The 25,245-nt window shown below is 69.7% G+C and carries 20 protein-coding genes; 6 read left to right on the forward strand and 14 right to left on the reverse strand.

Features of this window, described 5'->3' with window-relative positions:
* Window positions 1-57: 57 nt before the first annotated feature.
* Window positions 58-1,134, reverse strand: coding sequence for an ADP-ribosylglycohydrolase family protein (locus tag AB5J53_RS38400; RefSeq protein ID WP_369250210.1), 1,077 nt, complete (start codon window positions 1,132-1,134; stop codon window positions 58-60).
* Window positions 1,135-1,295: 161 nt separating this feature from the next.
* Between AB5J53_RS38400 and AB5J53_RS38405 the strand changes: the two genes are divergently transcribed.
* Window positions 1,296-2,435, forward strand: coding sequence for a glycerate kinase (locus AB5J53_RS38405; protein WP_369250211.1), 1,140 nt, complete (start codon window positions 1,296-1,298; stop codon window positions 2,433-2,435).
* Window positions 2,436-2,616: 181 nt separating this feature from the next.
* Here the strand turns inward: AB5J53_RS38405 and pssA are convergent, their stop codons facing one another.
* The 9 genes from pssA to AB5J53_RS38450 all read right to left on the reverse strand — a co-directional run bounded on the left by pssA (window position 2,617) and on the right by AB5J53_RS38450 (window position 13,541).
* Window positions 2,617-3,435: a CDP-diacylglycerol--serine O-phosphatidyltransferase gene (pssA, locus tag AB5J53_RS38410; protein WP_369252715.1), complete on the reverse strand. Its 819-nt coding sequence runs from the start codon at window positions 3,433-3,435 to the stop codon at window positions 2,617-2,619.
* A 22-nt stretch (window positions 3,436-3,457) separates the two neighbouring features.
* Window positions 3,458-4,105 carry a phosphatidylserine decarboxylase gene (locus tag AB5J53_RS38415; RefSeq protein WP_369250212.1) on the reverse strand — a complete coding sequence of 216 codons (648 nt, stop codon included), beginning with the start codon at window positions 4,103-4,105 and terminating at the stop codon, window positions 3,458-3,460.
* 170 nt (window positions 4,106-4,275) lie between these two features.
* Window positions 4,276-5,481 carry an acyl-CoA dehydrogenase family protein gene (locus AB5J53_RS38420; RefSeq protein ID WP_369250213.1) on the reverse strand — a complete coding sequence of 402 codons (1,206 nt, stop codon included), beginning with the start codon at window positions 5,479-5,481 and terminating at the stop codon, window positions 4,276-4,278.
* A gap of 2 nt (window positions 5,482-5,483) precedes the next feature.
* A complete protein-coding gene (locus tag AB5J53_RS38425; RefSeq protein WP_369250214.1) occupies window positions 5,484-5,996 on the reverse strand; it encodes a MaoC family dehydratase in 513 nt (170 codons plus the stop codon).
* A gap of 5 nt (window positions 5,997-6,001) precedes the next feature.
* A complete protein-coding gene (locus AB5J53_RS38430) occupies window positions 6,002-6,967 on the reverse strand; it encodes a CoA ester lyase (RefSeq protein ID WP_369250215.1) in 966 nt (321 codons plus the stop codon).
* Window positions 6,964-8,991 (reverse strand): protein meaA, encoded by a 2,028-nt coding sequence (locus AB5J53_RS38435; protein ID WP_369250216.1) that lies wholly within the window; start codon window positions 8,989-8,991, stop codon window positions 6,964-6,966. The genes AB5J53_RS38430 and AB5J53_RS38435 overlap by 4 nt, the downstream gene beginning before the upstream one ends.
* 10 nt (window positions 8,992-9,001) lie before the next feature.
* Window positions 9,002-10,339: a crotonyl-CoA carboxylase/reductase gene (gene ccrA / locus AB5J53_RS38440; RefSeq protein WP_369250217.1), complete on the reverse strand. Its 1,338-nt coding sequence runs from the start codon at window positions 10,337-10,339 to the stop codon at window positions 9,002-9,004.
* Window positions 10,340-10,786: 447 nt separating this feature from the next.
* Window positions 10,787-11,599: a TetR family transcriptional regulator gene (locus AB5J53_RS38445; RefSeq protein WP_369250218.1), complete on the reverse strand. Its 813-nt coding sequence runs from the start codon at window positions 11,597-11,599 to the stop codon at window positions 10,787-10,789.
* A 136-nt stretch (window positions 11,600-11,735) separates the two neighbouring features.
* On the reverse strand, window positions 11,736-13,541 hold the full coding sequence (locus AB5J53_RS38450) for a 3-hydroxyacyl-CoA dehydrogenase family protein (RefSeq protein ID WP_369250219.1): 1,806 nt from the start codon (window positions 13,539-13,541) through the stop codon (window positions 11,736-11,738).
* Window positions 13,542-13,914: 373 nt separating this feature from the next.
* On the opposite strand from AB5J53_RS38450, the gene AB5J53_RS38455 reads away from it, so the two are divergent.
* A complete protein-coding gene (locus AB5J53_RS38455; protein WP_369250220.1) occupies window positions 13,915-14,493 on the forward strand; it encodes an adenylosuccinate lyase in 579 nt (192 codons plus the stop codon).
* 187 nt (window positions 14,494-14,680) lie between these two features.
* On the opposite strand, the gene AB5J53_RS38460 is transcribed toward AB5J53_RS38455, so the two are convergent.
* The 4 genes from AB5J53_RS38460 to AB5J53_RS38475 form a co-directional block, all read right to left on the reverse strand.
* Window positions 14,681-15,193 carry an N-acetyltransferase family protein gene (locus tag AB5J53_RS38460; protein ID WP_369252717.1) on the reverse strand — a complete coding sequence of 171 codons (513 nt, stop codon included), beginning with the start codon at window positions 15,191-15,193 and terminating at the stop codon, window positions 14,681-14,683.
* Between the two features lie 20 nt (window positions 15,194-15,213).
* Window positions 15,214-15,612 carry a RidA family protein gene (locus AB5J53_RS38465; RefSeq protein WP_369250221.1) on the reverse strand — a complete coding sequence of 133 codons (399 nt, stop codon included), beginning with the start codon at window positions 15,610-15,612 and terminating at the stop codon, window positions 15,214-15,216.
* Window positions 15,613-15,672: 60 nt separating this feature from the next.
* Window positions 15,673-17,259, reverse strand: coding sequence for an alpha/beta hydrolase (locus AB5J53_RS38470; RefSeq protein ID WP_369250222.1), 1,587 nt, complete (start codon window positions 17,257-17,259; stop codon window positions 15,673-15,675).
* 157 nt (window positions 17,260-17,416) lie between these two features.
* Window positions 17,417-18,454 carry an Rv2578c family radical SAM protein gene (locus AB5J53_RS38475; protein ID WP_369250223.1) on the reverse strand — a complete coding sequence of 346 codons (1,038 nt, stop codon included), beginning with the start codon at window positions 18,452-18,454 and terminating at the stop codon, window positions 17,417-17,419.
* 194 nt (window positions 18,455-18,648) lie between these two features.
* On the opposite strand from AB5J53_RS38475, the gene AB5J53_RS38480 reads away from it, so the two are divergent.
* From AB5J53_RS38480 to AB5J53_RS38495, 4 genes are all read left to right on the forward strand, one after another.
* Window positions 18,649-19,092, forward strand: a complete 444-nt coding sequence (locus AB5J53_RS38480) for an SRPBCC family protein (protein ID WP_369250224.1) — start codon at window positions 18,649-18,651, stop codon at window positions 19,090-19,092.
* Between the two features lie 241 nt (window positions 19,093-19,333).
* Complete coding sequence (locus AB5J53_RS38485) at window positions 19,334-21,724, forward strand: MFS transporter (protein WP_369250225.1); 2,391 nt, start codon at window positions 19,334-19,336, stop codon at window positions 21,722-21,724.
* A gap of 151 nt (window positions 21,725-21,875) precedes the next feature.
* Window positions 21,876-24,329, forward strand: a complete 2,454-nt coding sequence (locus AB5J53_RS38490) for a SpoIIE family protein phosphatase (protein WP_369250226.1) — start codon at window positions 21,876-21,878, stop codon at window positions 24,327-24,329.
* Between the two features lie 173 nt (window positions 24,330-24,502).
* Window positions 24,503-25,228: a class I SAM-dependent methyltransferase gene (locus AB5J53_RS38495; RefSeq protein WP_369250227.1), complete on the forward strand. Its 726-nt coding sequence runs from the start codon at window positions 24,503-24,505 to the stop codon at window positions 25,226-25,228.
* Window positions 25,229-25,245: the final 17 nt, after the last annotated feature.

Genomic DNA, 25,245 nt, shown 5'->3' on the forward strand with positions numbered 1-25,245 from the left:
CGAGGGTGGGGGCGCGTGCATGGCGTCGCGGGGCAGACGGGAATTGTCAGACAGGTCCTAGGCCTCGGCCCCCACCAGCGCGACCGTGCGCGAGGCCAGCTCGCTGATCCGTACCCCGTCGAAGCCGAACACCGCGCTGCGGACGGTGTCCTCCAGCGGATCCTTCCACTGCGAGGGGACCGCGGTGGCCCCGCACAGGACGCCCGCGACGGAGCCGGCGGTCGCGCCGTTCGAGTCGGTGTCCAGGCCGCCGCGGACGGTCAGTGTGATGGTGCGGGTGAAGTCGCCGTCGCCGTACAGGAGCCCCGCCGTGAGCACCGCGGCGTTCGGGATCGTATGGATCCAGCCGAGGCCCGCGGTCTCCTCTGCCACCGTGCTGAGCGTGTCCTCCCAGGTCATCCGGGTCTCGTGAAGCGTGAGCACCCGCCGCACCGTGCGCGCGAGGCGGCTGCTCGCGGGGATGACGGTCAGCGCCGTGTCCAGGGCGTGCCGCACGGTGGGCGCGGTGAACGCCGCAGAGATCAGCGCCGCCGCCCACATCGCGCCGTACACACCGTTGCCGGTGTGCGAGAGGACGGCGTCCCGGCGGGCCAGGGAGGCCGCGCGGCGCGGCAGCCCCGGGCAGGTCCAGCCGTAGACGTCGGCGCGGATGAGCGCGCCGATCCACTCCTGGTAGGGATTGTCGTATGTCGCCGTCAACGGCGGTTTCAGCCCATTGGCGAGATTGCGGTACGCCGCCCGCTCCGCCGTGAACGTCTGCAGATACGGCAGCCGCAGCAGCCACAGGTCACCGACCTGCTCGGTGCTGAAGGAGAAACCGTGGGTCTCCAGGAGGTCGAGCCCGAGGATGGCGTAGTCGACGTCGTCGTCCCGGCAGCTGCCGTGGATCCGGCCGCGCACGCACTGCCGCCACTCCGGCCGCAGCTCGAACTCGGCGCTCGCCGCGCCGTCGCCGGCGGGCTCCGGGAGGTAGTCGGTGAGCGGCAGGGCAGCGGCCTGCCGCAGATAACGGTCGATCCGGTCCCGCGTCCAGTGGTCGCCCTGCTCGACCGGCTTGCCGAGCATGTTGCCCGCGATCCGGCCCAGCCAGCCCCCGAGGATGCGGTCGGCGAGCTCAGTGCCCACAGGGGTCATAGCTCCGGTTTACCCAATTCCGGGCGGGCACGCGCGGCATTCCGCGAGCTGGGCGGGGCATGACGGCGGGGGCTTCCTCCGGTTAAGGTCGCAGCGGCGCGACTGCCTTGACGTGAGCAAGGCCCGGAAAGCAAGGGGAATGCAAGGTGGCGGACGCTGCTGTGAATCGGACCCCGCGTGTGCTCATCGCCGCGGACAAGTTCAAGGGATCGCTGACGGCCGTGCAGGTCGCGGAGCGGGTGACGGCCGGACTGCGCCGATTCGCGCCGCGGGTCGAGGTCGAGGCGCTGCCCGTGGCCGACGGTGGCGACGGGACCGTCGACGCGGCGGTCGCGGCCGGCTTCGAGCGGCAAGAGGTGCGGGTCGCCGGGCCGCTGGGCGACGAGGTCACGGCCGCGTTCGCGCTGCGCGGAGACACCGCGGTCGTGGAGATGGCCGAGGCGAGCGGGTTGCAGCGGCTGCCCGCCGGGGTCTTCGCGCCGCTCACGTCCTCGACGTACGGCTCCGGGGAGCTGCTGCGCGCCGCGCTGGACGCCGGTGCCCGCACGATCGTTTTCGGCGTCGGCGGCAGCGCCACGACGGACGGCGGAGCCGGCATGCTCTCCGCGCTCGGCGCGCGCTTCCTGGGCGCGGACGGGGAGCCGGTGGCTCCCGGCGGTGCCGCGCTGCGTGACGTCGTGACCGCCGATCTGTCCGACCTGGACCCCCGGCTCTCCTCCGTCGACTTCGTCCTCGCCAGCGACGTGGACAACCCGCTGACGGGTCCCAAGGGTGCCCCTGCCGTGTACGGCCCCCAGAAGGGCGCGAGCCCCGACGACGTGGCCACCCTGGACGCGGCCCTCGCCCACTTCGCCACCGTCCTGGAGAAGGCGATCGGTCCCAAGGCCGCCGAGTTCGCGGCCGCGCCGGGTGCGGGCGCCGCGGGTGGCATCGGGTACGGGGCCCTCGTGATCGGCGCCCGCTTCCGCCCCGGTATCGAGGTCATGCTCGACGTCCTCGGCTTCGCGCCCGCGCTGGAGCGCGCCACGTTGGTGATCACCGGCGAGGGGTCTCTCGACGAGCAGACCCTTCATGGCAAGGCTCCCGCCGGGGTCGCCGCCGCTGCCCGCGCGGCGGGCAAGGAAGTCGTCGCCGTCTGCGGGCGCCTCGGCCTGCGCCCCGAGGCCCTCGGCAAGGCGGGTATCCGTCGCGCCTACCCTCTCACCGAGGTCGAGCCCGACGTCGCGAAGTGCATCGCGGATGCCGGGCCGATCCTGGAGCGGGTGGCGGAGAACATCGCGCGGGACTTCCTGACGGGCTGAGCGGGGATTTTCTTCGCCCCCTCCGCCCCTGCCCGTCCCGTACCTGGGGGCTGCCGCCCCCAGACCCCCGCTTAAAAGATTGCGCAGTTCCCCAACGCGCCGCAGCCGAAGAGACCGTCCATAGCCGAAGGGCCCCGAACCAACAGGTTCGGGGCCCTTCGATCACGTACGAGAAACGCCGCTACGGCAGCTGCGCCGCTCGCGCCTCCCGGCGATTGTCCCGGAAGTTGTTCACCCTCCGAGCGGTAGCGAAGAGGGGAATCACGGCGCCCATGACGAGCTGCAGCGCGCAGCCGGTCTGAAGGAGCAGCTGGCCACTCGGCGCGTCGAAGGCCCACGCCGCCAGCAGCCCCATGCTGAGCACGATCCAGGAGAGCATCGCCACCGCGAGGCGCCCCCGCGGCTTCGGGTACTCGACCCGGCTCACCATCAGCCACGCGGTACCGATGATCGCCATGAGCGTGGCGACGAACGGAAGCTCCAGCAGGACGATGGAGACCACGGTCAGCGCACCGAACGGCGACGGCATGCCCTGGAACGTGCCGTCCTTGACGGTGACGCAGGAGAAGCGAGCGAGTCTCAGCACCACGGCCAGCAGGACCACGATGGCCCCGACCGCCGCCACCCGCTGATGCGCGTCGTCCGCGACCATGCCGTAGACCAGCACGAAGTAGGCCGGGGCCAGACCGAAGCTGATCAGGTCGGACAGGTTGTCCAGTTCCGCGCCCATGGGGGAGGAGCGCAGCTTGCGGGCGACCAGACCGTCGAAGAGGTCGAAGACCGCCGCGCAGAGCATCAGGATGACGGCCGTGGCGGCGCTGTGCCGCGCCATGCCCGTCTCCTGGCTGCCGGTGAGGTGCGGGATGAGGATGCCCGTGGTGGTGAAGTACACCGCCATGAAGCCGCACGTGGCGTTGCCGAGGGTGAGGGTGTCCGCTATTGAGAGGCGGAGCGAGAGGGGCATCTCCTCCTCGTCGTCCACCTCGTCGGCCTCCGGCACCCAGCCGGCCTGTGTCTCAGGATCAATCACGGTCAATTCGAGTCACCCCAGCCACGGTCTTCTGACCGACCTCCACGTCGACCTCGACACCCTCGGGGAGGTAGATGTCGACGCGCGAGCCGAAGCGGATCAGCCCGATTCGGTCGCCCTGCTCGACCTTCGTGCCCTGGGGGATGTACGGCACGATACGCCGGGCGACCGCTCCGGCGATCTGGATCATCTCGATGTCGCCGAGCTCGGTGTCGAAGTGCCAGACGACTCGCTCGTTGTTCTCGCTCTCCTTGTTGAACGCCGGAACGAACCCACCGGGGATGTGCTCGACCGAGGTCACCGTGCCGGAGAGCGGCGCGCGGTTGACGTGGACGTTGAGCGGGCTCATGAAGATCGCGACGCGGGTGCGCCCGTCCTTCCACGGCATGATGCTCTGCACCACACCGTCGGCGGGCGAGATGACCCGGCCCTGGGTGATCTCGCGCTCGGGGTCGCGGAAGAACCACAGCATGCCCGCCGCGAGCGCGGTGGCGGGTACGGCCACGGCCTTGGCGGCGCCGGAGCGGCGCGCGCGGGCCAGGCTGAGTGCTGCGGTGGCAACGGTCGGGAGAAGCCACGGCGATGCTCCGCGCGCGAGGCGGACCCGGCCGCGTGGTGCAGAGGTTTGGCTGTGGGGCATGGATGACCTTCGTAGCGGATGATGCCGCGCTGCAACGGGGGACGGCGGCTTTCCCGGGATCGTACCGGTCGCGGGCCACAACTGGGCAAGCCAGGAAGCCGAGTCGGCGGCCGAAGAGTGTTGACGGGGTGTGATCTTCTTCTCGAAGAAAACACCCCGAACCCGGACATCTAGCCCTGGAGTCGATACTCTTCGAGCAACCTGCGCCCGATGATCATTTTCTGGATTTCGGCGGTACCTTCACCGATCAACAGCATCGGAGCCTCTCGGTAGAGGCGCTCGATCTCGTACTCCTTGGAGAAGCCGTAGCCGCCGTGGATCCGGAAAGCATCCTCCACGACCTCCTTGCAGTACTCGGAGGCGAGGTACTTCGCCATCCCTGCTTCGAGGTCGTTTCGTTCCCCAGAGTCCTTTTTGCGTGCCGCGTTCACCATCATCGCATGAGCGGCCTCGACCTTGGTAGCCATCTCGGCGAGCTTGAACTGGATGGCCTGGTGCTGGGCGATCGGCTTGCCGAAAGTGTGACGCTGCTGGGCATATGAGACACCCAGCTCGAACGCACGCTGTGCGACGCCGCAGCCGCGTGCCGCTACGTTGACGCGGCCGACCTCGACTCCGTCCATCATTTGGTAAAACCCTCGGCCGGTGGTCCCGCCGAGCACACGATTGGCCGGAATGCGCAGTCCGTCCATGATGAGCTCGGTGGTGTCGACGCCCTTGTAACCCATCTTGTCGATCTTCCCGGGGATGGTGAGGCCGGGGCGGACCTCTCCGAAGCCGGGCTCCTTCTCGACCAGGAAGGTCGTCATCGACTTGTGGGGCGCGCTCCCCTCGGGGTGTCCTTCGTCACTCCGGACCAGAACGGCCACCAGGGTGGACGTGCCGCCGTTCGTCAGCCACATCTTCTGACCGTTCAGGACGTACTCGTCGCCGTCCTTGACCGCTTTCGACGTGATCGCCGACACGTCCGAGCCAAGGCCCGGCTCCGACATCGAGAAGGCCCCACGCACCTCGCCGAGCGCCATGCGCGGCAGGAAGTAGTCCTTCTGCTCCTGCGTGCCGTGCTGCTTGAGCATGTACGCCACGATGAAGTGCGTGTTGATGATGCCGGAGACCGACATCCAGCCGCGGGCGATCTCCTCGACGCACAGCGCGTACGTGAGGAGCGACTCGCCCAGGCCCCCGTACTCCTCGGGGATCATCAGCCCGAAGAGGCCCAGCTCCTTGAGGCCGTCGACGATCTGCTGCGGGTACTCGTCGCGGTGTTCCAGCTCGGTCGCGACCGGGATGATCTCCTTGTCCACGAAGTCGCGGACGGTGGAGAGGATCTCCTGCTGGATGTCGGTCAGACCGGCGGTCTGGGCGAGTCGCGCCATGGCTACTTCTCCGTCTGCTTCAGCTCCGGGCGGCCAGGCTGCTCGCCGCCGCGCTCCTTGATGTACGTCTCGGTGGGGACCATGACCTTGCGGCGGAACACGCAGACCAGCGTGCCGTCCTGCTTGTAGCCCTTGGTCTCGACGTAGACGATCCCGCGGTCCGACTTGGACTTGGAGGGCGTCTTGTCGAGGACCGTGGTCTCGCCATAGATCGTGTCGCCGTGGAAGGTCGGCGCCACGTGCTTCAGCGACTCGATCTCCAGGTTGGCGATCGCCTTGCCCGAGACGTCCGGGACGGACATGCCGAGCAGCAGCGAGTAGATGTAGTTCCCGACGACGACGTTCTTGCCGAAGTCCGTCGTCTTCTCCGCATAGTTCGTGTCCATGTGGAGGGGGTGGTGGTTCATGGTCAGGAGACAGAAGAGGTGGTCGTCGTACTCCGTGACCGTTTTCCCGGGCCAGTGCTTGTAGACCGCGCCGACCTCGAACTCCTCGTACGTGCGTCCGAACTGCATGGTGCTCAGGCCTCCGGGGCTTCGAACTTGGACGTGCGCTGCATGCCGGCGGCCCGGCCCTTGCCCGAGATGACCAGCGCCATCTTGCGGCTGGCCTCGTCGATCATCTCGTCGCCGAGCATCGCGGAGCCCTTCTTGCCGCCCGCCTCGGACGTGTAGTACTCGTACGCGTCCAGGATCAGCTCCGCATGGTCGAAGTCCTCCTGGGAGGGCGAGAAGATCTCGTTGGCCGCGGCGACCTGGTCCGGGTGCAGCACCCACTTGCCGTCGAAGCCGAGGGCGGCGGCGCGCTGGGCGACCTCGCGGTAGCCCTCCTGGTTGCGGATCTGCAGGTAGGGGCCGTCGATCGCCTGGAGGTTGTGCGTGCGCGCGGCCATCAGGATGCGCATGAGGATGTAGTGGTACGCGTCCGCCGGGTAGCCCGGGGGCTGCTCGCCCACGACGAGCGACTTCATGTTGATCGACGCCATGAAGTCGGCCGGGCCGAAGATGATGGTCTCTACACGCGGTGAGGCAGCGGCGATCTCGTCAACATTGACCAGACCCTTCGCGTTCTCGATCTGCGCCTCAATACCGATCTTGCCGACCTCGAAGCCCATCGTCTTCTCGATCTGCGTCAACAGCAGATCGAGAGCCACGACCTGCTGGGCGTCCTGCACCTTCGGCAGCATGATGCAGTCGAGGTTCTGGCCCGCGCCCTCGACGACGGTCACGACATCGCGGTACGTCCACTCGGTCGTCCAGTCGTTGACGCGCACGACCCGCGTCTTGCCGGTCCAGTCGCCCTCGTTGAGGAACTTGACGATGGTGTGCCGCGCCTCGGGCTTGGCGAGCGGGGCGCACGCGTCCTCCAGGTCGAGGAAGACCTGGTCCGCGGGGAGGCCCTGGGCCTTCTCCAGGAAGCGGGGGTTCGAGCCGGGCACGGCCAGGCAGGAGCGCCGCGGGCGAAGGCGGTTGACGGGCGTGGTCATGCGGGGACCTCCAGGGGGTCGAGCTTGTTCGCTTTGCGGATCTCGTCGACGATACGGCCGATGATTCCGGTGATGTCGAAGTCCTTCGGGGTGAAGACCGCGGCCACTCCCGCGGCCCGCAGCTGTTCGGCGTCGGCGTTCGGGATGATCCCGCCCGCGATCACCGGAATGTCGGCCGCGCCGGCCTCGCGCAGCCTCTCCAGCACGTCCGGGACCAACTGGGCGTGCGAACCGGACAGGATGGACAGTCCGACCCCGTGCACGTCCTCGGCGACCGCGGCGTCCACGATCTGCTCGGGCGTGAGCCGGATGCCCTGGTAGACCACCTCGAACCCGGCGTCGCGGGCCCGCACGGCGATCTGCTCGGCGCCGTTCGAGTGCCCGTCCAGGCCCGGCTTGCCCACCAGGAAGCGGAGCTTGCCGACGCCGAGGTCCTTCGCCGTCAGCTCCACCTTGCGGCGGACCAGCGCGAGCGCGGTGCCCTCCTCGGCGGTGACCGCGACGGGGGCGGAGGAGACGCCGGTGGGGGCGCGGAACTCGCCGAACACCTCGCGCAGCGCCCCGGCCCACTCGCCGGTCGTGACACCGGCGCGGGCACACTCCAGGGTGGCCTCCATGAGGTTGTCGGTGCCCTTGGCGGCCTCCTTCAGCCGCTCCAGCGCCTTGCACGGGCGAGGGTGGTTGAAGGGCGGCTGGTAGCGCGTGTCGCGCCAGTGCTGGAGCGCGGAGATCACCCGGGCCTCGACCGCCGGGTCGACCGTCTGGATCGCCGCGTCCAGGTCGGCCGTGAGCGGGTTCGGCTCGGTCGACTCGAAGATGTTGACGCCGACTATCTTCTCTTGACCGGACTCGATACGGCCCCGGCGCTCGGCGTGCGAGGAGACGAGCTGCGACTTCAGGTAGCCCGACTCGACAGCGGCCATCGCGCCGCCCATCTCCTGGATCCGCTCGATCTCGGCCAGCGACTCCTCGACGAGAGCCGACACCTTGGTCTCGATCACGCGCGAGCCCTCGAAGATGTCCTCGTACTCCAAGAGGTCGCTCTCGTGCGCGAGCACCTGCTGGATACGCAGTGACCACTGCTGGTCCCAGGGGCGCGGCAGGCCCAACGCCTCGTTCCAGGCGGGAAGTTGGACGGCACGCGCGCGTGCGTCCTTCGAGAGCGTCACGGCCAGCATCTCGAGCACGATCCGCTGGACGTTGTTCTCCGGCTGCGCCTCGGTCAGACCGAGGGAGTTGACCTGGACTCCGTACCGAAAGCGCCGCTGCTTGGGGTCCTCGATGCCGTACCGCTCGCGCGTGATCTTGTCCCAGATCCGCCCGAACGCCCGCATCTTGCACATCTCCTCGATGAAGCGGACACCCGCGTTCACGAAGAAGGAGATACGGGCCACGACCTCGCCCTTGCGTTCCTCGGCGATCTGGCCGGACGCGAACACCGCGTCCAGGACGGCGATCGCGGTGGACATCGCGTACGCGATCTCCTGGACCGGGGTGGCTCCCGCCTCCTGCAGGTGATAGCTGCAGATGTTGATCGGGTTCCACTTCGGGATGTGGTTCACCGTGTACGTGATCATGTCCGTCGTCAGACGGAGGGAGGGACCCGGCGGGAAGACGTGCGTCCCCCGCGACAGGTACTCCTTCACGATGTCGTTCTGAGTCGTCCCCTGGAGCTTGGTGATGTCCGCACCCTGCTCCTCGGCGACGACCTGATAGAGCGCCAGCAGCCACATGGCGGTGGCGTTGATGGTCATCGAGGTGTTCATCTGCTCCAGGGGTATGTCCTGGAACAGCCGGCGCATGTCACCGAGATGCGAGACCGGCACCCCGACCCGGCCGACCTCGCCGCGGGCGAGGATGTGGTCGGGGTCGTAGCCGGTCTGCGTCGGCAGGTCGAACGCGACCGACAGGCCGGTCTGGCCCTTGGCGAGGTTGCGCCGGTACAACTCGTTGGACGCCTCGGCGGTGGAGTGACCGGCGTACGTGCGCATCAGCCACGGCCGGTCCTTCTGGCGCTCTGTCATCTGGGGGACCTCAGACGTTCCGGAAGCGGTTGATGGCGTCGATGTGCTGGGCGCGCTTCTCCTCGTCGCGCACACCCAGACCCTCGCGGGGCGCCAGCGCGAGAACGCCGACCTTGCCCTGGTGGAGGTTGCGGTGCACGTCGTAGGCGGCCTGCCCGGTCTCCTCCAGGGAGTACACCTTGGAGAGCGTCGGGTGGATCTTGCCCTTGGCGACGAGCCGGTTGGCCTCCCAGGCCTCGCGGTAGTTCGCGAAGTGCGAGCCGACGATGCGCTTCAGCGACATCCACAGGTAGCGGTTGTCGTACTCGTGGTTGTAGCCCGAGGTCGAGGCGCAGGTGACGATGGTGCCGCCCTTGCGGGTCACGTACACACTGGCGCCGAAGGTCTCGCGCCCGGGGTGCTCGAAGACGATGTCGACGTCCTCGCCGTCGGTCAGCTCGCGGATGCGCTTGCCGAAGCGCTTCCACTCCTTCGGGTCCTGGGTGTGCTCGTCCTTCCAGAACTTGTAGCCCTCGGCGTTGCGGTCGATGATCGCCTCGGCGCCCATCTTCCGGCAGATGTCCGCCTTCTGCTCGCTGCTGACGACACAGATCGGGTTGGCGCCACCGGCGAGCGCGAACTGCGTGGCGTACGAGCCGAGTCCGCCGCTCGCGCCCCAGATGAGCACGTTGTCGCCCTGCTTCATGCCGGCGCCGTTCCGCGACACCAGCTGGCGGTACGCGGTGGAGTTCACCAGGCCCGGAGCGGCGGCCTCCTCCCACGACAGGTGGTCCGGCTTCGGCATCAGCTGGTTCGACTTGACGAGGGCTATCTCGGCGAGACCGCCGAAGTTCGTCTCGAAGCCCCAGATGCGCTGCTCAGGGTCGAGCATCGTGTCGTTGTGGCCGTCGGAGGACTCCAGCTCGACGGACAGACAGTGCGCGACGACCTCGTCACCGGGCTTCCAGGCGTTGACGCCCGGGCCGGTGCGCAGGACGACGCCCGCGAGGTCGGAGCCGATGATGTGGTACGGCAGGTCGTGGCGCTTGGTGAGCTCGCTGAGCCTGCCGTAGCGCTCCAGGAAGCCGAAGGTCGCCATCGGCTCGAAGATCGAGGTCCAGACCGAGTTGTAGTTGACGGAGGAGGCCATGACGGCCACCAGAGCCTCGCCCGGGCCGAGTTCCGGCACCGGCACGTCGTCCAGGTGGATCGACTTGCGGGGGTCCTTGTCGCGGGTGGTGAGCCCGGCGAACATCTCCGTCTCGTCCTTGTGCACGGTGATCGCGCGGTACGACTCGGGGAGCGGCAGAGCTGCGAAGTCGGCGGACGTGGAGTCCGGCGACTGAATCGCGTCCAGGATTTCCTTCACGGTGTTGCCTCCGGCGATGAGCGTCCTGAGGGAAGACGCTGAGGGTTACGTCGGTGCTGCTGCTGAGGGGTGTGCCGTCGGTTCGGCGGAGGTGGTGCTGTGGCAGCGCTTTGTGGCGCGGGAGGTTGCCTGTGACGCAGGCGTCCGGGCGCGCAATCCAGTGGCTTGCGGGGACAGCCGGCGTACGAAAGGTCTCTGCACGCCGGCCGCCCGGACACCTTCAACGTATGGCACGGCGTGTCACCCCGCAAGGCACGGAGTGCCAGAAGTTGCGCTCAGGTGAAATCTTTACGTAACACGTGAGCGATGATCGATCAGACTGCGCGATGATCGATCGAATTCGGGGCGCAAAAACGCCGGACGCGCTCAAATCGAGCCCGTCCGGCGATGGAGAAGAAGCGGCGAAGCCGCGGTGCTGTGAGGGAAGTCGCTCCGACCGTTCCGGTCCTACGACCGTTCCTTGAGTGCCTGCTCGATGGTGCGCATCACCTGGTCCAGCGGGGCATCGACCCGGGCCACGGTCACCAGCACGTCCCCCTCGGTGAAGGAGGACGCCGGCGCCGACCGGGGCGCGGCCTCGCGCCCGGCGCCGATTCCCGTGCCGAACGTCTTGCGGACGATGGAGAAGGCGTGGTCCAGCTGGGCCTCGACGTCCCCCTGGCCGCCGGCCCGCAGCCAGCGCCGTAGAACATGGTTGTGCGCCGTCACCACGGCCGAGGCGGCGACCTCGGCGAGCAGCGGGTCGTCGTTGGCGTCGTCGTCGTGCGCGTGCTCGTCGAAGTGGCCCAGGAGATAGCGGGTGAAAAGCCGCTCGTACCGGGCCACCGAGGCGATTTCCGCCTCCCGCAGCGTCGGCACCTCGCGCGTCAGCTTGTAGCGCGAGACGGAGATCTCGGGCCGGGCCGCGTACATCTTCATGACTTCCTTGATGCCACGGCACACGGTGTCGAGCGGGTGCTCGTGCGCGGGCGCCGCGTTGAGCACCGCCTCGGCCCGGATCAACGTGTCGTCGTGGTCGGGAAAGATCGCCTCTTCCTTGGAACGGAAGTGACGGAAGAACGTGCGGCGGGCCACCCCGGCCCGGGCTGCGATCTCGTCGACCGTGGTCGCCTCGTACCCCTTGGTCGCGAACAGTTCCATGGCCGCGGCCGCCAGCTCTCGGCGCATCTTGAGCCGTTGCGCGGCCGCGCGACTGCCTGCGGCACTCTCCGGCGCGTCGGGCGTGGCTGGTGTACGTGAGGACTTGGCGGGCTGGGACATGACCCGAACGTACTGCATCTGCGCAGGAGAGCGCGCATGCCCGGGGATCCCCCCGCCCTCGACGGGCGGGGGGGTTCCGGTCGGGTCGAGCAGTCCGCCCCAGTCGGCGCTGTCTTCGAACCAGTCGCCCGGACGCTCAGCGCCGGGCATATTCGCGGAAGCCGCGGCCCGTCTTGCGGCCGAGGCAGCCCGCGGCCACCAGGTGCTCCAGGAGCGGCGCCGGGGCGAGGCCCGGGTCGCGGAACTCGCGGTGCAGAACCTTCTCGATGGCCAGGGAGACGTCCAGCCCGACCACGTCCAGGAGCTCGAACGGGCCCATCGGGTACCCGCCGCCCAGCTTCATCGCCGCGTCAATGTCGTCAAGAGACGCATAGTGCTCCTGCACCATCTTGATCGCGTTGTTCAGGTACGGGAACAGCAGCGCGTTCACGATGAAACCGGCACGGTCCCCGCAGTCCACCGGGTGCTTGCGGATCTTCGCGCAGACCTCACGCACGGTGGCGTGCACATCGTCGGCGGTCAGCACGGTCCGCACCACCTCGACGAGCTTCATCGCCGGGGCAGGGTTGAAGAAGTGCATACCGATCACGTCCTGCGGCCGCGAGGTGGCGCGGGCGCAGGCGACGACGGGCAGCGAGGAGGTGGTGGTGGCGAGGATCGCGCCGGGCTTGCAGACCTTGTCGAACGTGGCGAACAGCTGCTGCTTGATCTCCAAGTCCTCGGCGACCGCCTCAAGCGCCAGATCGACCTCGGCGAAGGCGTCGTACGAGCCGGCCGGAGTGATCCGCTCCAGGGTCTCTGCCGCCGCCTCGGCCGTCATCCGGCCCTTGTCGACAGAGCGCGAAAGCGACTTGCCGATACGGGCCTTGGCGGCCTGCGCCTTCTCCTCGCTGCGGGCGGCGAGGACGACCTCGTACCCGGCCTTCGCGAAGACCTCGGCGATACCGGACGCCATCGTGCCGGAGCCCGCGACGCCGACGGAGCGGACCGTGCGGCCCGGGGCCAGAGCGGCCCCCTCCAGCGGCGTCAGCGCGTCCCGCACGACGGTGGTGCTGCCGGGAGCCTCGTACGAGTAGAAGCCGCGCCCCGACTTGCGGCCGGTCAGGCCCGCCTCGCTGAGCTGCTTGAGGATGGGCGCGGGGGCGTGCAGCCGGTCGTGCGACTCGGCGTACATGGCCTCCAGGACGGTCCGCGCGGTGTCCACGCCGATCAGGTCCAGCAGCGCGAGCGGACCCATGGGCAGTCCGCAGCCCAGCTTCATCGCGGCGTCGATGTCCTCGCGGGAGGCGTACTTCGCCTCGTACATCGCGGCGGCCTGGTTGAGGTAGCCGAACAGCAGCCCGTCGGCGACGAAACCGGGCCGGTCGCCGACCGCGACGGGCTCCTTGCCGAGTTCGAGGGCGAGGTCGGTGACCGAGGCCACCGCGCTCGGCGCGGTGAGCACGGACGAGACGACCTCGACGAGCTTCATCGCGGGTGCCGGGTTGAAGAAGTGCAGGCCGAGCACGCGCTCGGGGTGGGCCGAGTCGGCGGCCAGGCGCGTCACGGACAGCGCGTTGGTGCCGGTCGCCAGGATCGTCTCCGGGCGCACGATGTCGTCGAGGGCGCGGAAGACCTGCTGCTTGATGTCGTACGACTCCGGGGTCACCTCGATGACCAGGTCGGCGTCGGCCGCGGCCTGCAGATCGGTGAACGTGCGGAAGCGGGAGAGAACGTCGGCGCGCTCCTGCTCGGTGCAGCGTCCGCGCTGCACGCCGCGGGCGGTGGACGCTTCGAGCGCCGTGACGGCCTGGGCGGTCGCGGCCTCGCTGATGTCGATGCCGATGACTTCGCGGCCGGCCCGGGCGAGGACCTCGGCGATGCCGGTGCCCATGGTGCCGAGGCCGACGACGGCGACGGTCTTGAGCGGGGACAGAGGGGTGTCGGACAGGGGAGTGGCCATCGCGGGACTCCAGGGAGAGGGTGACGACTGAGGAGCGCACGCAGGTGCGCCAACAGGCGCACACAGTGCGGAGGTTGCGGGTGTTGCCGGGCTGACGAGCGCACACGCCCGGTGCCGTCCTAGGGGCGCCGATGAACGGACGCCGCGCGGAACGGTGCTGATCGACCGGCCCTGTCCCGGAGCCGTGTCGTACGCAGGTACCTGAAGTACCGAACCGACTGCTCTCACGGTGGCTGCGTCACCAGGCCACCGTAAGTAAGACGCGAGTGGGTAACTCGCTCGTCTGAGCTTAACCCGCCAGTAACGAGCGCGCCAGCCCCCGAGTTTGTGATGTACGTCCCCGCGCCTCACGGGTTTCTCTAGGCTCGGCGCCATGGACGAAGCGTTGCGATCACTCACGGAGCGTATAAGGAGCGAGGCCGGGGCCTCGGCGGAGTACGACCGTCTGCTGGCGGCCGCGGACCTCGACGAGCTGGCGGCGGTGCTGACCGCGCCCGGGCAGCCACTGTGGGCCCGGGAGCTGGTCGCCTTCCGGCTCGGAGTCGCCGGGGACCGACGGGCCTTCGAGGCGCTCGTCCTGTTGCTCAACCACCGCGACCCGCAGCGCTGCGCGTCCGCCGCATTCGCCCTGGCCCGGCTCGGCGACCCCCGCACGGCCCGCGCGGCGGCCGCGCTCGCCACGAACGAGCTGCGCGTGGCCTACGCGCTCCACCCGGTACGGCTCCTGGTCGAGCTGCGCGCACCCGAGGCCGTGCCCGCGCTGATCACCACCCTGGAACGCAGGCTGCGCCCGCACGATCCGTACCGCAGGGTCGCACTCGCGTGCGTGGAGGGCCTGGGCGCGCTGGGGGACGTACGCGCGAGACCCGTCCTGAACGAGGCGCTGGCGCATCCGGCGCTCGCGGAGGCGGCCGTGCACGCGCTGGCGCGGCTGCCGAAGGATGAGGCGTAGGCCGACGCTCGCCCCAAGGAGATGGCGTAGGCCTATGTCCCACCCAGCGAGACCGTGCGGGCGTATGGCCGACCCAGCGGGACCGCGCAGGTGGATGGGCGACCCAGCGAGACGGCGCAGGTGCTCGCCCGATCCAAGAGGGAGGCGCCGCTGCACGCCCGCCCCAAGGAGACGGTATAGGTGTGCGTCAGTCCGCTCCGGCGTCGGCCAGCGGCCACACGTAGCGCACCTCGGGCACCGCGACCCCGTCCACGTCGAAGGGCTCCTCGGCGCCGTCGGGGGCGAAGCCGGCGCGCTCGTAGAAGCGGCGGGCCGGAGCGTTCTCCTTGAGCACCCACAGCAGCATCCGTGCGTGCCCTGCCGCCGCGCACCGGTCGACCGACTCCCGCAGCAGCGCGCGCCCCACCCCCTCGCCAACCCGGTCGGGATGTACGTAGATCGCGTACAACTCGACGTCGTCCGTGCCGACTTCACCGTCCCGGTACGGTCCGTGGCAGGCCCAGCCGACCACCTCGCCGTGCCGCTCCGCGATCAGGTTCACGATCTCGCCGCCGCCCTGCTCGAAGTACGCGTGGCGCCGTGCGGCGTCCCTCTCCACGCTGAGCGCGTCGAGGTACGGCTGCGGTATCAGTCCCTTGTACGCGGTCTGCCAGCCTCGGATACGGATCTCGGCCACGCGGTCGCAGTCGGCGAGGGTCATCTCGCGGATCAGGAGCCCGCTCACTCGGCCACCACCGCGTACGCCTCGATCTCCATGAGGAACTCCGGACGGACCAGCCCGGCGACCTGGACGGCGGAAGCGGCCGGGAGGCGGTCGGCGGGTATGTGTGCGTCGCGGGCCGCGCGGATCGCGGGCATATGGGCCATGTCCGTGACGAAGAAGGTGAGCTTGACGACGTCGTCGAACGTGGCCCCCGCGGCGGCGAGACACCGGCGCAGGTTCTCGAAGACCTGACGGGCCTGGGCGGCCGGGTCGCCCTCTCCGACGAGTTTGCCGTCCTCGTCGAGGGCGAGCTGGCCCGAGACCGCCACGAAGCGGCCGGTACCCATCACGACGTGGGTGTACGCGGCGGCGGGGGCGACCCCGTCGGGGGCGGAAATGCGCGTCAGCTCACTCATGCGTCCATGGTGGACCATGGGTCCGACAACGCCCCCGACGGGCCACTGCTCAGCGGGGGTTCAGCCCCGGAAGCCGAGCAGCCCGTGCAGCGCCGAGCCGCGCGAGGTGGTGGAGGCCACCTTGGTGCTGGTCAGCGGCTCCGGATCGGGCAGTGTCTTGCACACCGCGTCGATCTCGCCACCGCCGTGCGGCACCTTGCCGTTGGTCAGATACGTGGCCAGGTACTTGTCCAGGCAGTCGTTCCCGCTCAACGTGATGCCGTGGTTCCCACCGCCCTGCTCGACCACCAGGCTGGAGCCGCGCAGCTGGTGGTGGACGGTGACACCGCCCTCGTACGGGGTGGCCGCGTCGTTCGTGGCCTGGAAGAGCAGCGTCGGGGGCAGCGCGTTGTTGGAGATGTCCACCGGCTGGAGCGAGTCCGTCGGCCAGAAGGCGCACGGCGCGTTGTACCAGGCGTTGTTCCAGGCCATGAAGGGCGCCTTGTCGTACACCGCCCAGTTGTCCTTGCGCCACTGGTTCCAGTCGCGCGGCCAGGAGGTGTCACGGCACTGCACCGAGGTGTAGATGCTGTAGCCGTTGTCGCCCGAGGCATCGACGGCGCCGAAATTGCCGTACGCCTCGACGAGCGGGTCCGAGTTCTTGTCGTTCACATAGGCCGCGAACGCCTCGGCGAGGTAGGGCCAGTAGCCGTTGTAGTAGCCGCCGGGGATGAAGGTGTCCTCCAGTTCGGAGGCGCCCACCTTCTTCTCCGCGCGCTTCTTGCCGAGGGCCGCGCGCATCGCGTACCACTTGGCCTCGACCTTCGCCGGGTCGCTGCCGAGCTTGTACGTCGCGTTGTGCTTGGCGACCCAGGCCAGGAAGGCCAGGTGGCGGTCGTTGAAGGCGTAGTCCTGTGCGATGTTGTCGTCGTACCAGACACCGGTGGGGTCGACGATGGAGTCCAGGACCAGGCGGCGTACGCGGTTCGGGTAGAGCTTCGCGTACACGGCGCCCAAGTAGGTGCCGTACGAGTACCCGAAGTAGTTGATCTTCTGGGCGCCCAGCGCGCTCCGGATCGAGTCCATGTCCCGGACCGCGCTCACCGTGTCGATGTACGGAAGCAGGCTCGCGTACTTGGTGCCGCACGCCTTGGCGAAAGCCTTGGCGCGGTCGAGGTTGGCCTTCTCTATGGCCGGGGTGCTGGGGACGGTGTCGGGGCGTGCCGGGTTGAACTGCCCGGGCTTGCAGTCCAGAGCGGGCTTGCTGGCGCCGACGCCGCGCGGGTCGAAGCCGATGACGTCGTACTGCGCCGCCACCTTCTTCGGCAGCGAGGACGCCACGAATCCGGCCAGTGTGAGACCGCTGCCGCCGGGTCCGCCGGGGTTGACGAGCAGGGGCCCCTGGTATGTCTTCGCGGTGTGCGGGACGCGGGACAGGGCGAGTGTGATCAGCCCGCTGTGCGGGTTCGAGTGGTCCAGCGGCACCTTCAGGGACGCGCACTGGAGCTTCGGATAGTCGCTGGTGCCGCACTTCTTCCAAGTGAGCTTCGCGGTCTGGGTAGTGCGCGGTGCGGTCGCGGAGCCGGCGCTCGCGTCGGCGGGGATCGACGTGATCATCCCGGCCAGCACGGCGGCTGCCCCGCACAGAGCAGCTGCGCGTTTCTTCATAAAGCCTCCCCAGGACGGAGGATTTTGAGCCGTGCAGGCCACGGCCCTCGCCGCATCGTCCCGGAAAGGAAGGCCGGAAGAACTCGTTCTGACAAGACTTGACCCGATTGAGCCGCGGGATGCGCTCGGATGCCGTCAGGGATGTTTCGAAGGTGCGTCAGAGCAGCGTGAGCTGAGTCGGCTCCGCGGTCGCCGGCGGCTCGGCGGGGGTGGCGATCCTTCGGGGCATCCCCGCGCGCGTGGGGCCGATGCCGTACTCCTCGGCCAGCTCGTGGACCTGACGGGTGATCCGGCGCTGGTACCACTTCGGGGCGTACGCGCCCTCCGCGTACAGCCGCTCGTAGCGCCGTACGAGATACGGGTGATGGTGCTCGAGCCAGGCCATGAACCACTCGCGGGCGCCGGGCCGCAGGTGCAGCACGAGCGGGGTCACCGAGGTGGCGCCGGAGGCCGCGATCGCCCGTACCGTGGCGCGCAGCTGGGCCGGGTGGTCGCCCAGGAAGGGGATCACCGGGGCCATCAGGACACCACAGCCGATGCCGTGGTCCGTCAGGGTACGGACGACGTCCAGGCGGCGCTCCGGGGCAGGTGTGCCCGGCTCGACGGTGCGCCACAGGTCGGGGTCGGTGAAGCCCACGGAGACGGAGATGCCGACGTCGGTGACCTCGGACGCCTGCTTCAGGAGATCGAGGTCGCGCAGGATCAGTGTGCCCTTCGTCAGGATCGAGAAGGGGTTCGCGTGGTCGCGCAGCGCGGAGATGATGCCGGGCATCAGACGGTAGCGGCCCTCCGCACGCTGGTAGCAGTCGACATTGGTGCCCATCGCGATGTGCTCGCCCTGCCAGCGGCGTGAGGCGAGCTGGCGGCGCAGCAGGTCCGGCGCGTTGACCTTCACCACGATCTGGGAGTCGAAGTCGAGTCCCGTGTCGAGGTCCAGATAGCCGTGCGTCTTGCGCGCGAAGCAGTACACGCACGCGTGCGTGCACCCCCGATAAGGGTTGACCGTCCACTCGAAGGGCATGCGGGAAGCCCCCGGCACCCGGTTCACGATCGAGCGCGCCCGGATCTCGTGGAAGGTGATCCCGCGGAACTCCGGAGTGTCGAAGGTACGGGTGGTCACCGCGTCCGCGCCGAACAGCGCGGCGTCTCGGGCGGGGTCCCCGGCGGGGTCCACTGTGAGGTTCTCCCAGCGCATGACGCCTCCTCGATAGCACTGGGCACAGAATAGAACACATGTTCCCTTGATCGTGCGACCTCCTTTCCACGGCACCCCCGAGCGCCTCCCGGTGGCCCGTCCACGCCCTACGGGGACCCCGATTTGGGCGGCCGGGCCGCCTGGTGGTTGGCTGGCCGCACACCCCCGAGGAACCAATTGCTGGAGGAAGTGCCATGGCGCAGGTCGAGGCCACGACGGAACGGGTCATCGCGGCGGACGCGGAGGCGGTGTTCGACGCCCTGGCCGACTACAGCGGCACGCGCGCGAAGCTGCTGCCCGAGCACTTCAGCGAGTACGAGGTGCGCGAGGGCGGCGACGGCGAGGGCACCCTCGTCCACTGGAAGCTCCAGGCCACCAGCAAGCGCGTCCGCGACTGCCTGCTCGAGGTGAGCGAGCCCACCGACGGCGAGCTCGTCGAGAAGGACCGCAATTCCTCGATGGTCACCACCTGGCGGGTCACCCCGGCCGGCGAGGGCAAGTCGCGTGTCGTGATCAGCACCGCCTGGAACGGCGCGGGCGGCATCGGCGGCTTCTTCGAGAAGGCCTTCGCGCCCAAGGGCCTCGCCCGGATCTACGACGCGGTGCTCGCCAAGCTCGCCACCGAGGTGGAGAAGTAGCCCAAGGGGCGACCTCGCGGGAGCGAGCCCGACCAGCGGCAACTCCGTGGGAGCGCACCGCCCCAGAGGTCACTCCGTAGGGGCGCACCGTCCAAGAGGCAACCCTCCAGGGCGTGTTGCGCCCTCACCGTTTCGAGTGGATCTCCCTGTCGCGCGACGGTACGCCGTAACTCGTCGCGCTTACTCGCAGTTGTCGCGATAAGCGGGAATTGTGCAGTGGGCGCGACGAGGGGAGCGGTACGTGGGCGGGATCACTCTGATGAAGGACCAACCGGCTGCCGCGCCCCCGCAGGACTCCACTCAGCCGGCCACCGAGCCCGTCCAACTGGGCCCGCGCCAGGTGCGGTTGGTCTTCTTCGGGCTCATGCTCGCCCTGCTGCTCGCCGCCCTGGACCAGATGATCGTGGCCACCGCGCTCCCGAAGATCGTCGGGGAGCTGCACGGCCTGGACAAGATGTCCTGGGCGATCACCGCCTATCTGCTCACCTCCACCGTCGGACTCCCGGTCTACGGCAAGTTCGGTGACCTCTTCGGCCGCAAGGGCGTCTTCCAGTTCGCGATCGCCGTCTTCGTCGTCGGCTCGGCGCTCGCTGGATGGTCGCGCACCATGGACCAGTTGATCGCCTTCCGCGCGATCCAGGGCGTCGGCGCGGGCGGCCTCATGATCGGCGTGCAGGCGATCATCGCGGACATCGTGCCGCCGCGCCAACGCGGGCGCTTCATGGGCCTGATCGGCGCAGCGTTCGGCCTCGCCTCGGTTGCCGGCCCTCTTCTGGGCGGCTACTTCACGGACCACCTCTCCTGGAGGTGGTGTTTCTACATCAACGTTCCCTTCGGCCTGGTCACACTGGCCGTCGTCACCGTCGTGCTGAAGCTGCCGAAGCCCACCGCCAGGGGCCGCCTCGACCTGCTCGGGGTACTGCTCCTCGCCGCCGCCTCAACGTGCCTGGTACTGCTCACCAGTTGGGGCGGCACCGAGTACCCGTGGGGCTCGCGGGTCATCCTGGGGCTCGGGGCGGGTGCGCTCGCGGCGACCGTCCTCTTCTTCGTCGCCGAGCACTTCGCGGCCGAACCCCTCATCCCGCTACGGCTGTTCAAGGACGGCGTCTTCAACATCACCGCGCTGGTGGGCCTGGTCATCGGCGTCGCCCTCTTCGGGGCCGCCAGTTACCTGCCCACCTTCCTGCAGATGGTCGACGGGGCCAGCGCCACCGAGTCCGGACTCCTGATGCTCCCCATGATGGGCGGCATCGTCGGCGCCTCCGTGGTCTCCGGGCAGCTCATCAGCCGCACCGGCCACTACAAGGTCTATCCGGTCCTCGGCAGCGCCCTCTCCGCGGTCGGCATGTGGCTGCTGTCCCGCCTGGAAGTGGACACCCCCCGGCTGCACTACAGCATCTGGATGGTGGTGCTGGGCGCGGGCATCGGCATGGTGATGCCGGTGCTGATCCTCGCCGTGCAGAACTCCGTACGCCCGGCCGACCTCGGCACCGCGACCAGCGCCAACAACTACTTCCGGCAGATCGGCGGCAGCGTCGGAGCCGCCATCTTCGGCACCCTGTTCGCCCATCGGCTCACCGACGCGCTCGCCGATCGTCTCCCCACGCGCGCGGGGGCCGGTCTTCCGGACTCCGAGTCCCTCACCCCACAGCTCGTTCACGCGATGCCCGCCGCCCTGCGCGACGACTACATCGGGGCTTACGCGGACGCCATGCCGCGGATCTTCCTCTACCTCGTGCCCGTGCTCGTCCTGGGCCTGCTCATCGCCTTCTTCCTCAAGGAGAAACCTCTGGTGTCCCACAACACCCCCATCGCCGACCCGGAGTCCGGCCAGGTGAACGCCCGGATCCCGCAGGCCCGTTCGGCGTACGCGGCCGGAGTCCCCGTCTGCGGCACGGTGCAGCACCCCGACGGAACCGTCGTGCCGCGCGCCGCGCTCACCCTCATCGATGTCGCGGGACAGCAGATCGGGCGGGGTGCCAGCGGCGAGGACGGGCGGTACGCGCTGTCTACGCCCGGCTCGGGATCGTACGTCCTGATCGCCGCGGCGGGCGGCCACCAGCCGCAGGCCGTCTCGGTGACGGTCGGCGAGCGCCCCGTGGAGCTGGACGTCGTGCTCGGCGGCGCGGGACGCCTCGCCGGAAGCGTGCTGACCGCGGACGGCACCCCGGTGCGCGACGCCACCGTCACGCTCACCAATGTGCACGGTGAGGTGGTGGCCACCACGCGCAGCGGACGCGAAGGCGGCTATGTCATCACGGAGTTGGTGGCCGGTGAGTACACCCTCGCAGGCAGCGCGCCCGCGTTCCGCCCGGCCGCGCTCCCCGTCACCGTCCAGGCTGCCCGCGAGACCCGCCAGGACGTCGAACTGGCCGGCGGCGCGGTGCTGCGCGGCACTGTACGGGCGGGCGGCGGGCGGCCCGTCGAGGACGCGCGCGTGACGCTCCTGGACGCCGCGGGCAACGTGGTGGACACGCTGACCACCGGCGCAGACGGAACGTTCCGGTTCGTCGATCTGTCGTCCGGCGAGTACACCGTCATCGCGGCTGGCTATCCGCCCGTGGCCACTGTGCTCCAGGTCGCCGGGGGCGGCAGGACGGAACGGGACTTGCAGTTGGGGCACGAAGACTAGACAGACGGGGCATAGTGCGGCCCCGCCGTGCGCCGGAGCCGCCCCCGGAGAGGTCAATTCCCGTATTGCCACACATCGCTACGGGCCGCCGCCGTACGGTAGTGGAGGCGGCACAGATCTTGCGGAGCCGTGGGGAGAAAGGGCCTGGGCCATGGATCGTGGCACCGAAGTGGGCGCAGCTCCCAGTCGCGGAGCTGGGACCGGCGCGATGGGGCACGCCGCCGTCGGCCGCATCCCCCTGGCCGTGGTCGTCGTGGACCGCGACGGCCTGGTGTCGCACTGGAGCACCGGCGCCAGGCGCCTGTTCGGTGCCCCCAAGGAGGGCGCGGTGGGCCGCCCCGCCGTCGACCTGCTCCCCGTCTCCGGCGCGCTCCCCGAGGACGATGACACAGCGCCCTTCGGGGCATACGCGGCCTACGACGGACTCGGCCCCGACCTGGAGTCCTCCCTCGACGGGCGGATCTCCTACCCGGCCGCCGGGCGCGCCCGGCTCACGGTGACCGGCAGCGACCGGGTCGACGTTCTGTGGTGGGCGTACCCGCTCGTGGGCCCCGGACGTGAGCGACTGCTCGTGCTCGCCGCCGACGCGGGCGCGATGCGCCACGAGGACGACGACGTGGCCGTCGAGCGCATCGCACCCGGCTTCGCGCTGCACACCGACTTCCCCGGCGCCGAGGAGCTGGCCCGCAGGCTGCCCGAGATCCTGCCCAGCATGAGCGTGGGCGAGAGCGCCCGCATCGTCGCGCAGGTCCTTGAACTGGGCTATCCCGTCCTGGAGTTCAGCCAGAACGACCGGGTGCCGGTCACCCCCGACTGGGGCGTGCCCCGGCGGGCCGAGCGCAAGGCGCGCCGCGAGCGGGTGGCCAGGGCTGCCGCCTCCGGCGAGCCCGTGCCCCAGGACGTCAAGGACGAGGGCGAGGACCTCGAATACGTCGCCGTGCGCGAGCGCCTGGAGTTCCTCAACGAGGTCAGCGGCCGCATCGGCACCTCCCTCGACCTGTCGCAGACCATCCTCGAGGTCAGCCGGGCCGTCGTGCCGCGCTTCACCGATGTCGCGGGTACGTATCTGAGGGAACAGGTCGTCGCCGGTGAGGGCTTCCCCGAAGGGGTGCCCGACACGACCACCATGTGGCACCGGGTCGCCGTGGAGCACACGGACGAGCCGGGCCGCTGGGACGACGTCGTGCCGGTCGGCGAGGCCATGCCCTTTCCGGCGCACACCCCGTTCTTCCAGTGCATGACCACCGGGGAGCCCGTCCTCGTGCCGCGCATCAGCGAGCAGATGGGGCACATGATCGCCGCGCAGTTCGAGAAGCGCGACATCAGGCCGCTCATCACCAACCGCTCCATGCTGGTCGTGCCCCTGAAGGCCCGCAATGTGGTCCTCGGGTTCATGATCCTGCTGCGCCACCCCGAGCGGGTCGAGTTCAACGACATGGACCGGGTCACCGGCGCCGAACTCGCCGCCCGCGCGGGCCTCGTACTCGACAACGCGCGCATGTACACGTACCAGGAGAGTGTCGCCGAGACCCTCCAGGACAGCATGCTGCCGCACATCGCGCCCCGCATGTCCGGCTGCGACATCGCGACCCGCTACCTGCCCGGCACGCTTCTCGGGCGGGTCGGCGGCGACTGGTTCGACTCGGTGAAGCTGCCCGGCTCCCGCACCGCCCTGGTCGTCGGCGACGTCATGGGCCACGGTCTCAACTCGGCCGCGATGATGGGCCAGTTGCGCACCGCCGTCCAGACCATGGCCGCGCTCGACCTGCCGCCCGCCCAGCTGCTGCGCAACCTCGACGACCTCGCCCAGCGGCTCGGCGACAACTATCTCGCGACCTGCCTGTACGCCGTCTACGACCCCATCGCCGGCGAGCTGAGCATCGCCAACGCGGGCCACATCCCGCCCGTCCTGGTCCGCGCCGCCGACGGGTACAGCGAACTGCTCGACCTGCCGACGGGCGCGCCCATCGGAGTCGGCGGAGTCCCCTTCGAGGCGGTACGCGTGCGCGTGGCGCCCGGCGACCGGCTCGTGATGTGCACCGACGGACTGGTCGAGGTGCGCGGCGAGGACATCGGCGTCGGCCTCGCCACACTGTGCGAGTCCGCCGCCCACCCGGCCGCGTCCATGGACGACGCCTGCGACACCATCATCCGCGCGCTCAACACCCGTGGTGGCCGCAAGGACGACGTCGCCCTCCTGATGGCCCGGCTCAACGGCATCGAGCCCGAGTACGTCGCCGAATGGCGGCTCGCGCTCGACCCCCTGGAAGTGGGCAGGGCACGCGCCATGGTCCGCGAACAGCTGCATGTGTGGGGCCTGACCGCCCTTGCCGACAGCGCCGAGCTGATGGTCAGCGAGCTGGTCACCAATGCCGTACGGCACGCGCACAGCCGCCAGATCGGGTTGCGGCTCGTCCGGGGCGACGCCTTGCTGTGCGAGGTGGACGACGACGATCACACACTGCCGACGCTGCTCAGCGCCGGGCCCGGCGACGAGTTCGGGCGCGGCCTGCGCGTCGTCAGCACACTGGCCCACGAATGGGGGACCAGCCGGACCAGCGCGGGCAAGACCGTGTGGTTCGAACAGACACTGCCGCGACGCTGACCCCGTCGCGAGACGCCCGGGCGGGAGGGGGCGCGGGCGGTGTGCGGAGGCGTACGGGTGTCGAATGCGCCGTGAAGGAATGCGCCATCCGCTTGTCGCTTCGCGCCGGGCGCGATAAACCGTTCTGGCCTGCCAGGTCCCGGCGGGCTGCGGTCGCAACCTGGGGAGCGGGCATGAGTGTGACGAGTCGGTACCGGGAAGCCTGGGAGGGCTTCTGGCGCGAGGCCCCCGAGGAACAGGGGGCGGTCTTCTGGGATGCCGAGCCCGCGCTGACCGTCGGCGTCCATCTCCCCCTCTTCGAACCGCACTTGACGGCCCGTGACCTGCCCGTCGTCGACCTCGGCTGCGGCAACGGCACCCAGACCCGCTTCCTGGCCGACCGCTTCCCGCACGTCGTCGGCGCCGACCTGTCGGCCGCGGCACTCGACCACGCCCGTCTTGCCGACCCGGCGGGCCAGGCCGGGTACCGTCTGCTCGACGCGGCGGAGAAGACCGAGGCGGAGACGCTGCACGCCGAGCTCGGCGACGCCAACGTCTATATGCGAGGTGTGCTTCACCAGGCCGAGCCGGACGACCGGCAGCCGTTGGTGGACGGGCTGGCGACGCTGGTGGGGGAGCGCGGCCGGATCTTCCTCGTGGAACTCGCCGAGGCCGCCGGACTCGTGCTGAGGGGCCTGGCGCAGAGCGCCGGCGGGCCGCCACCCAAGCTCGCTCCGGTCTTCCGGCACGGCATCGCCCCCGGCGAGGTCGCGGACGCCGCGGTCCCCGAGTACCTCCGCGCCGCGGGCCTCACGGTCGTCGCGAGCGGCGAACTCCCCCTCGTCACGACCGAGTACACGGCCGACGGCTCGCGTATCGAACTTCCGTCGAAGTGGCTGGTGGCGGGGCGTACCGGGTGATGCCAGTGGTCTGGGCC

It is taken from the genome of Streptomyces sp. R41 (assembly GCF_041053055.1).
Lineage (GTDB): Bacteria > Actinomycetota > Actinomycetes > Streptomycetales > Streptomycetaceae > Streptomyces.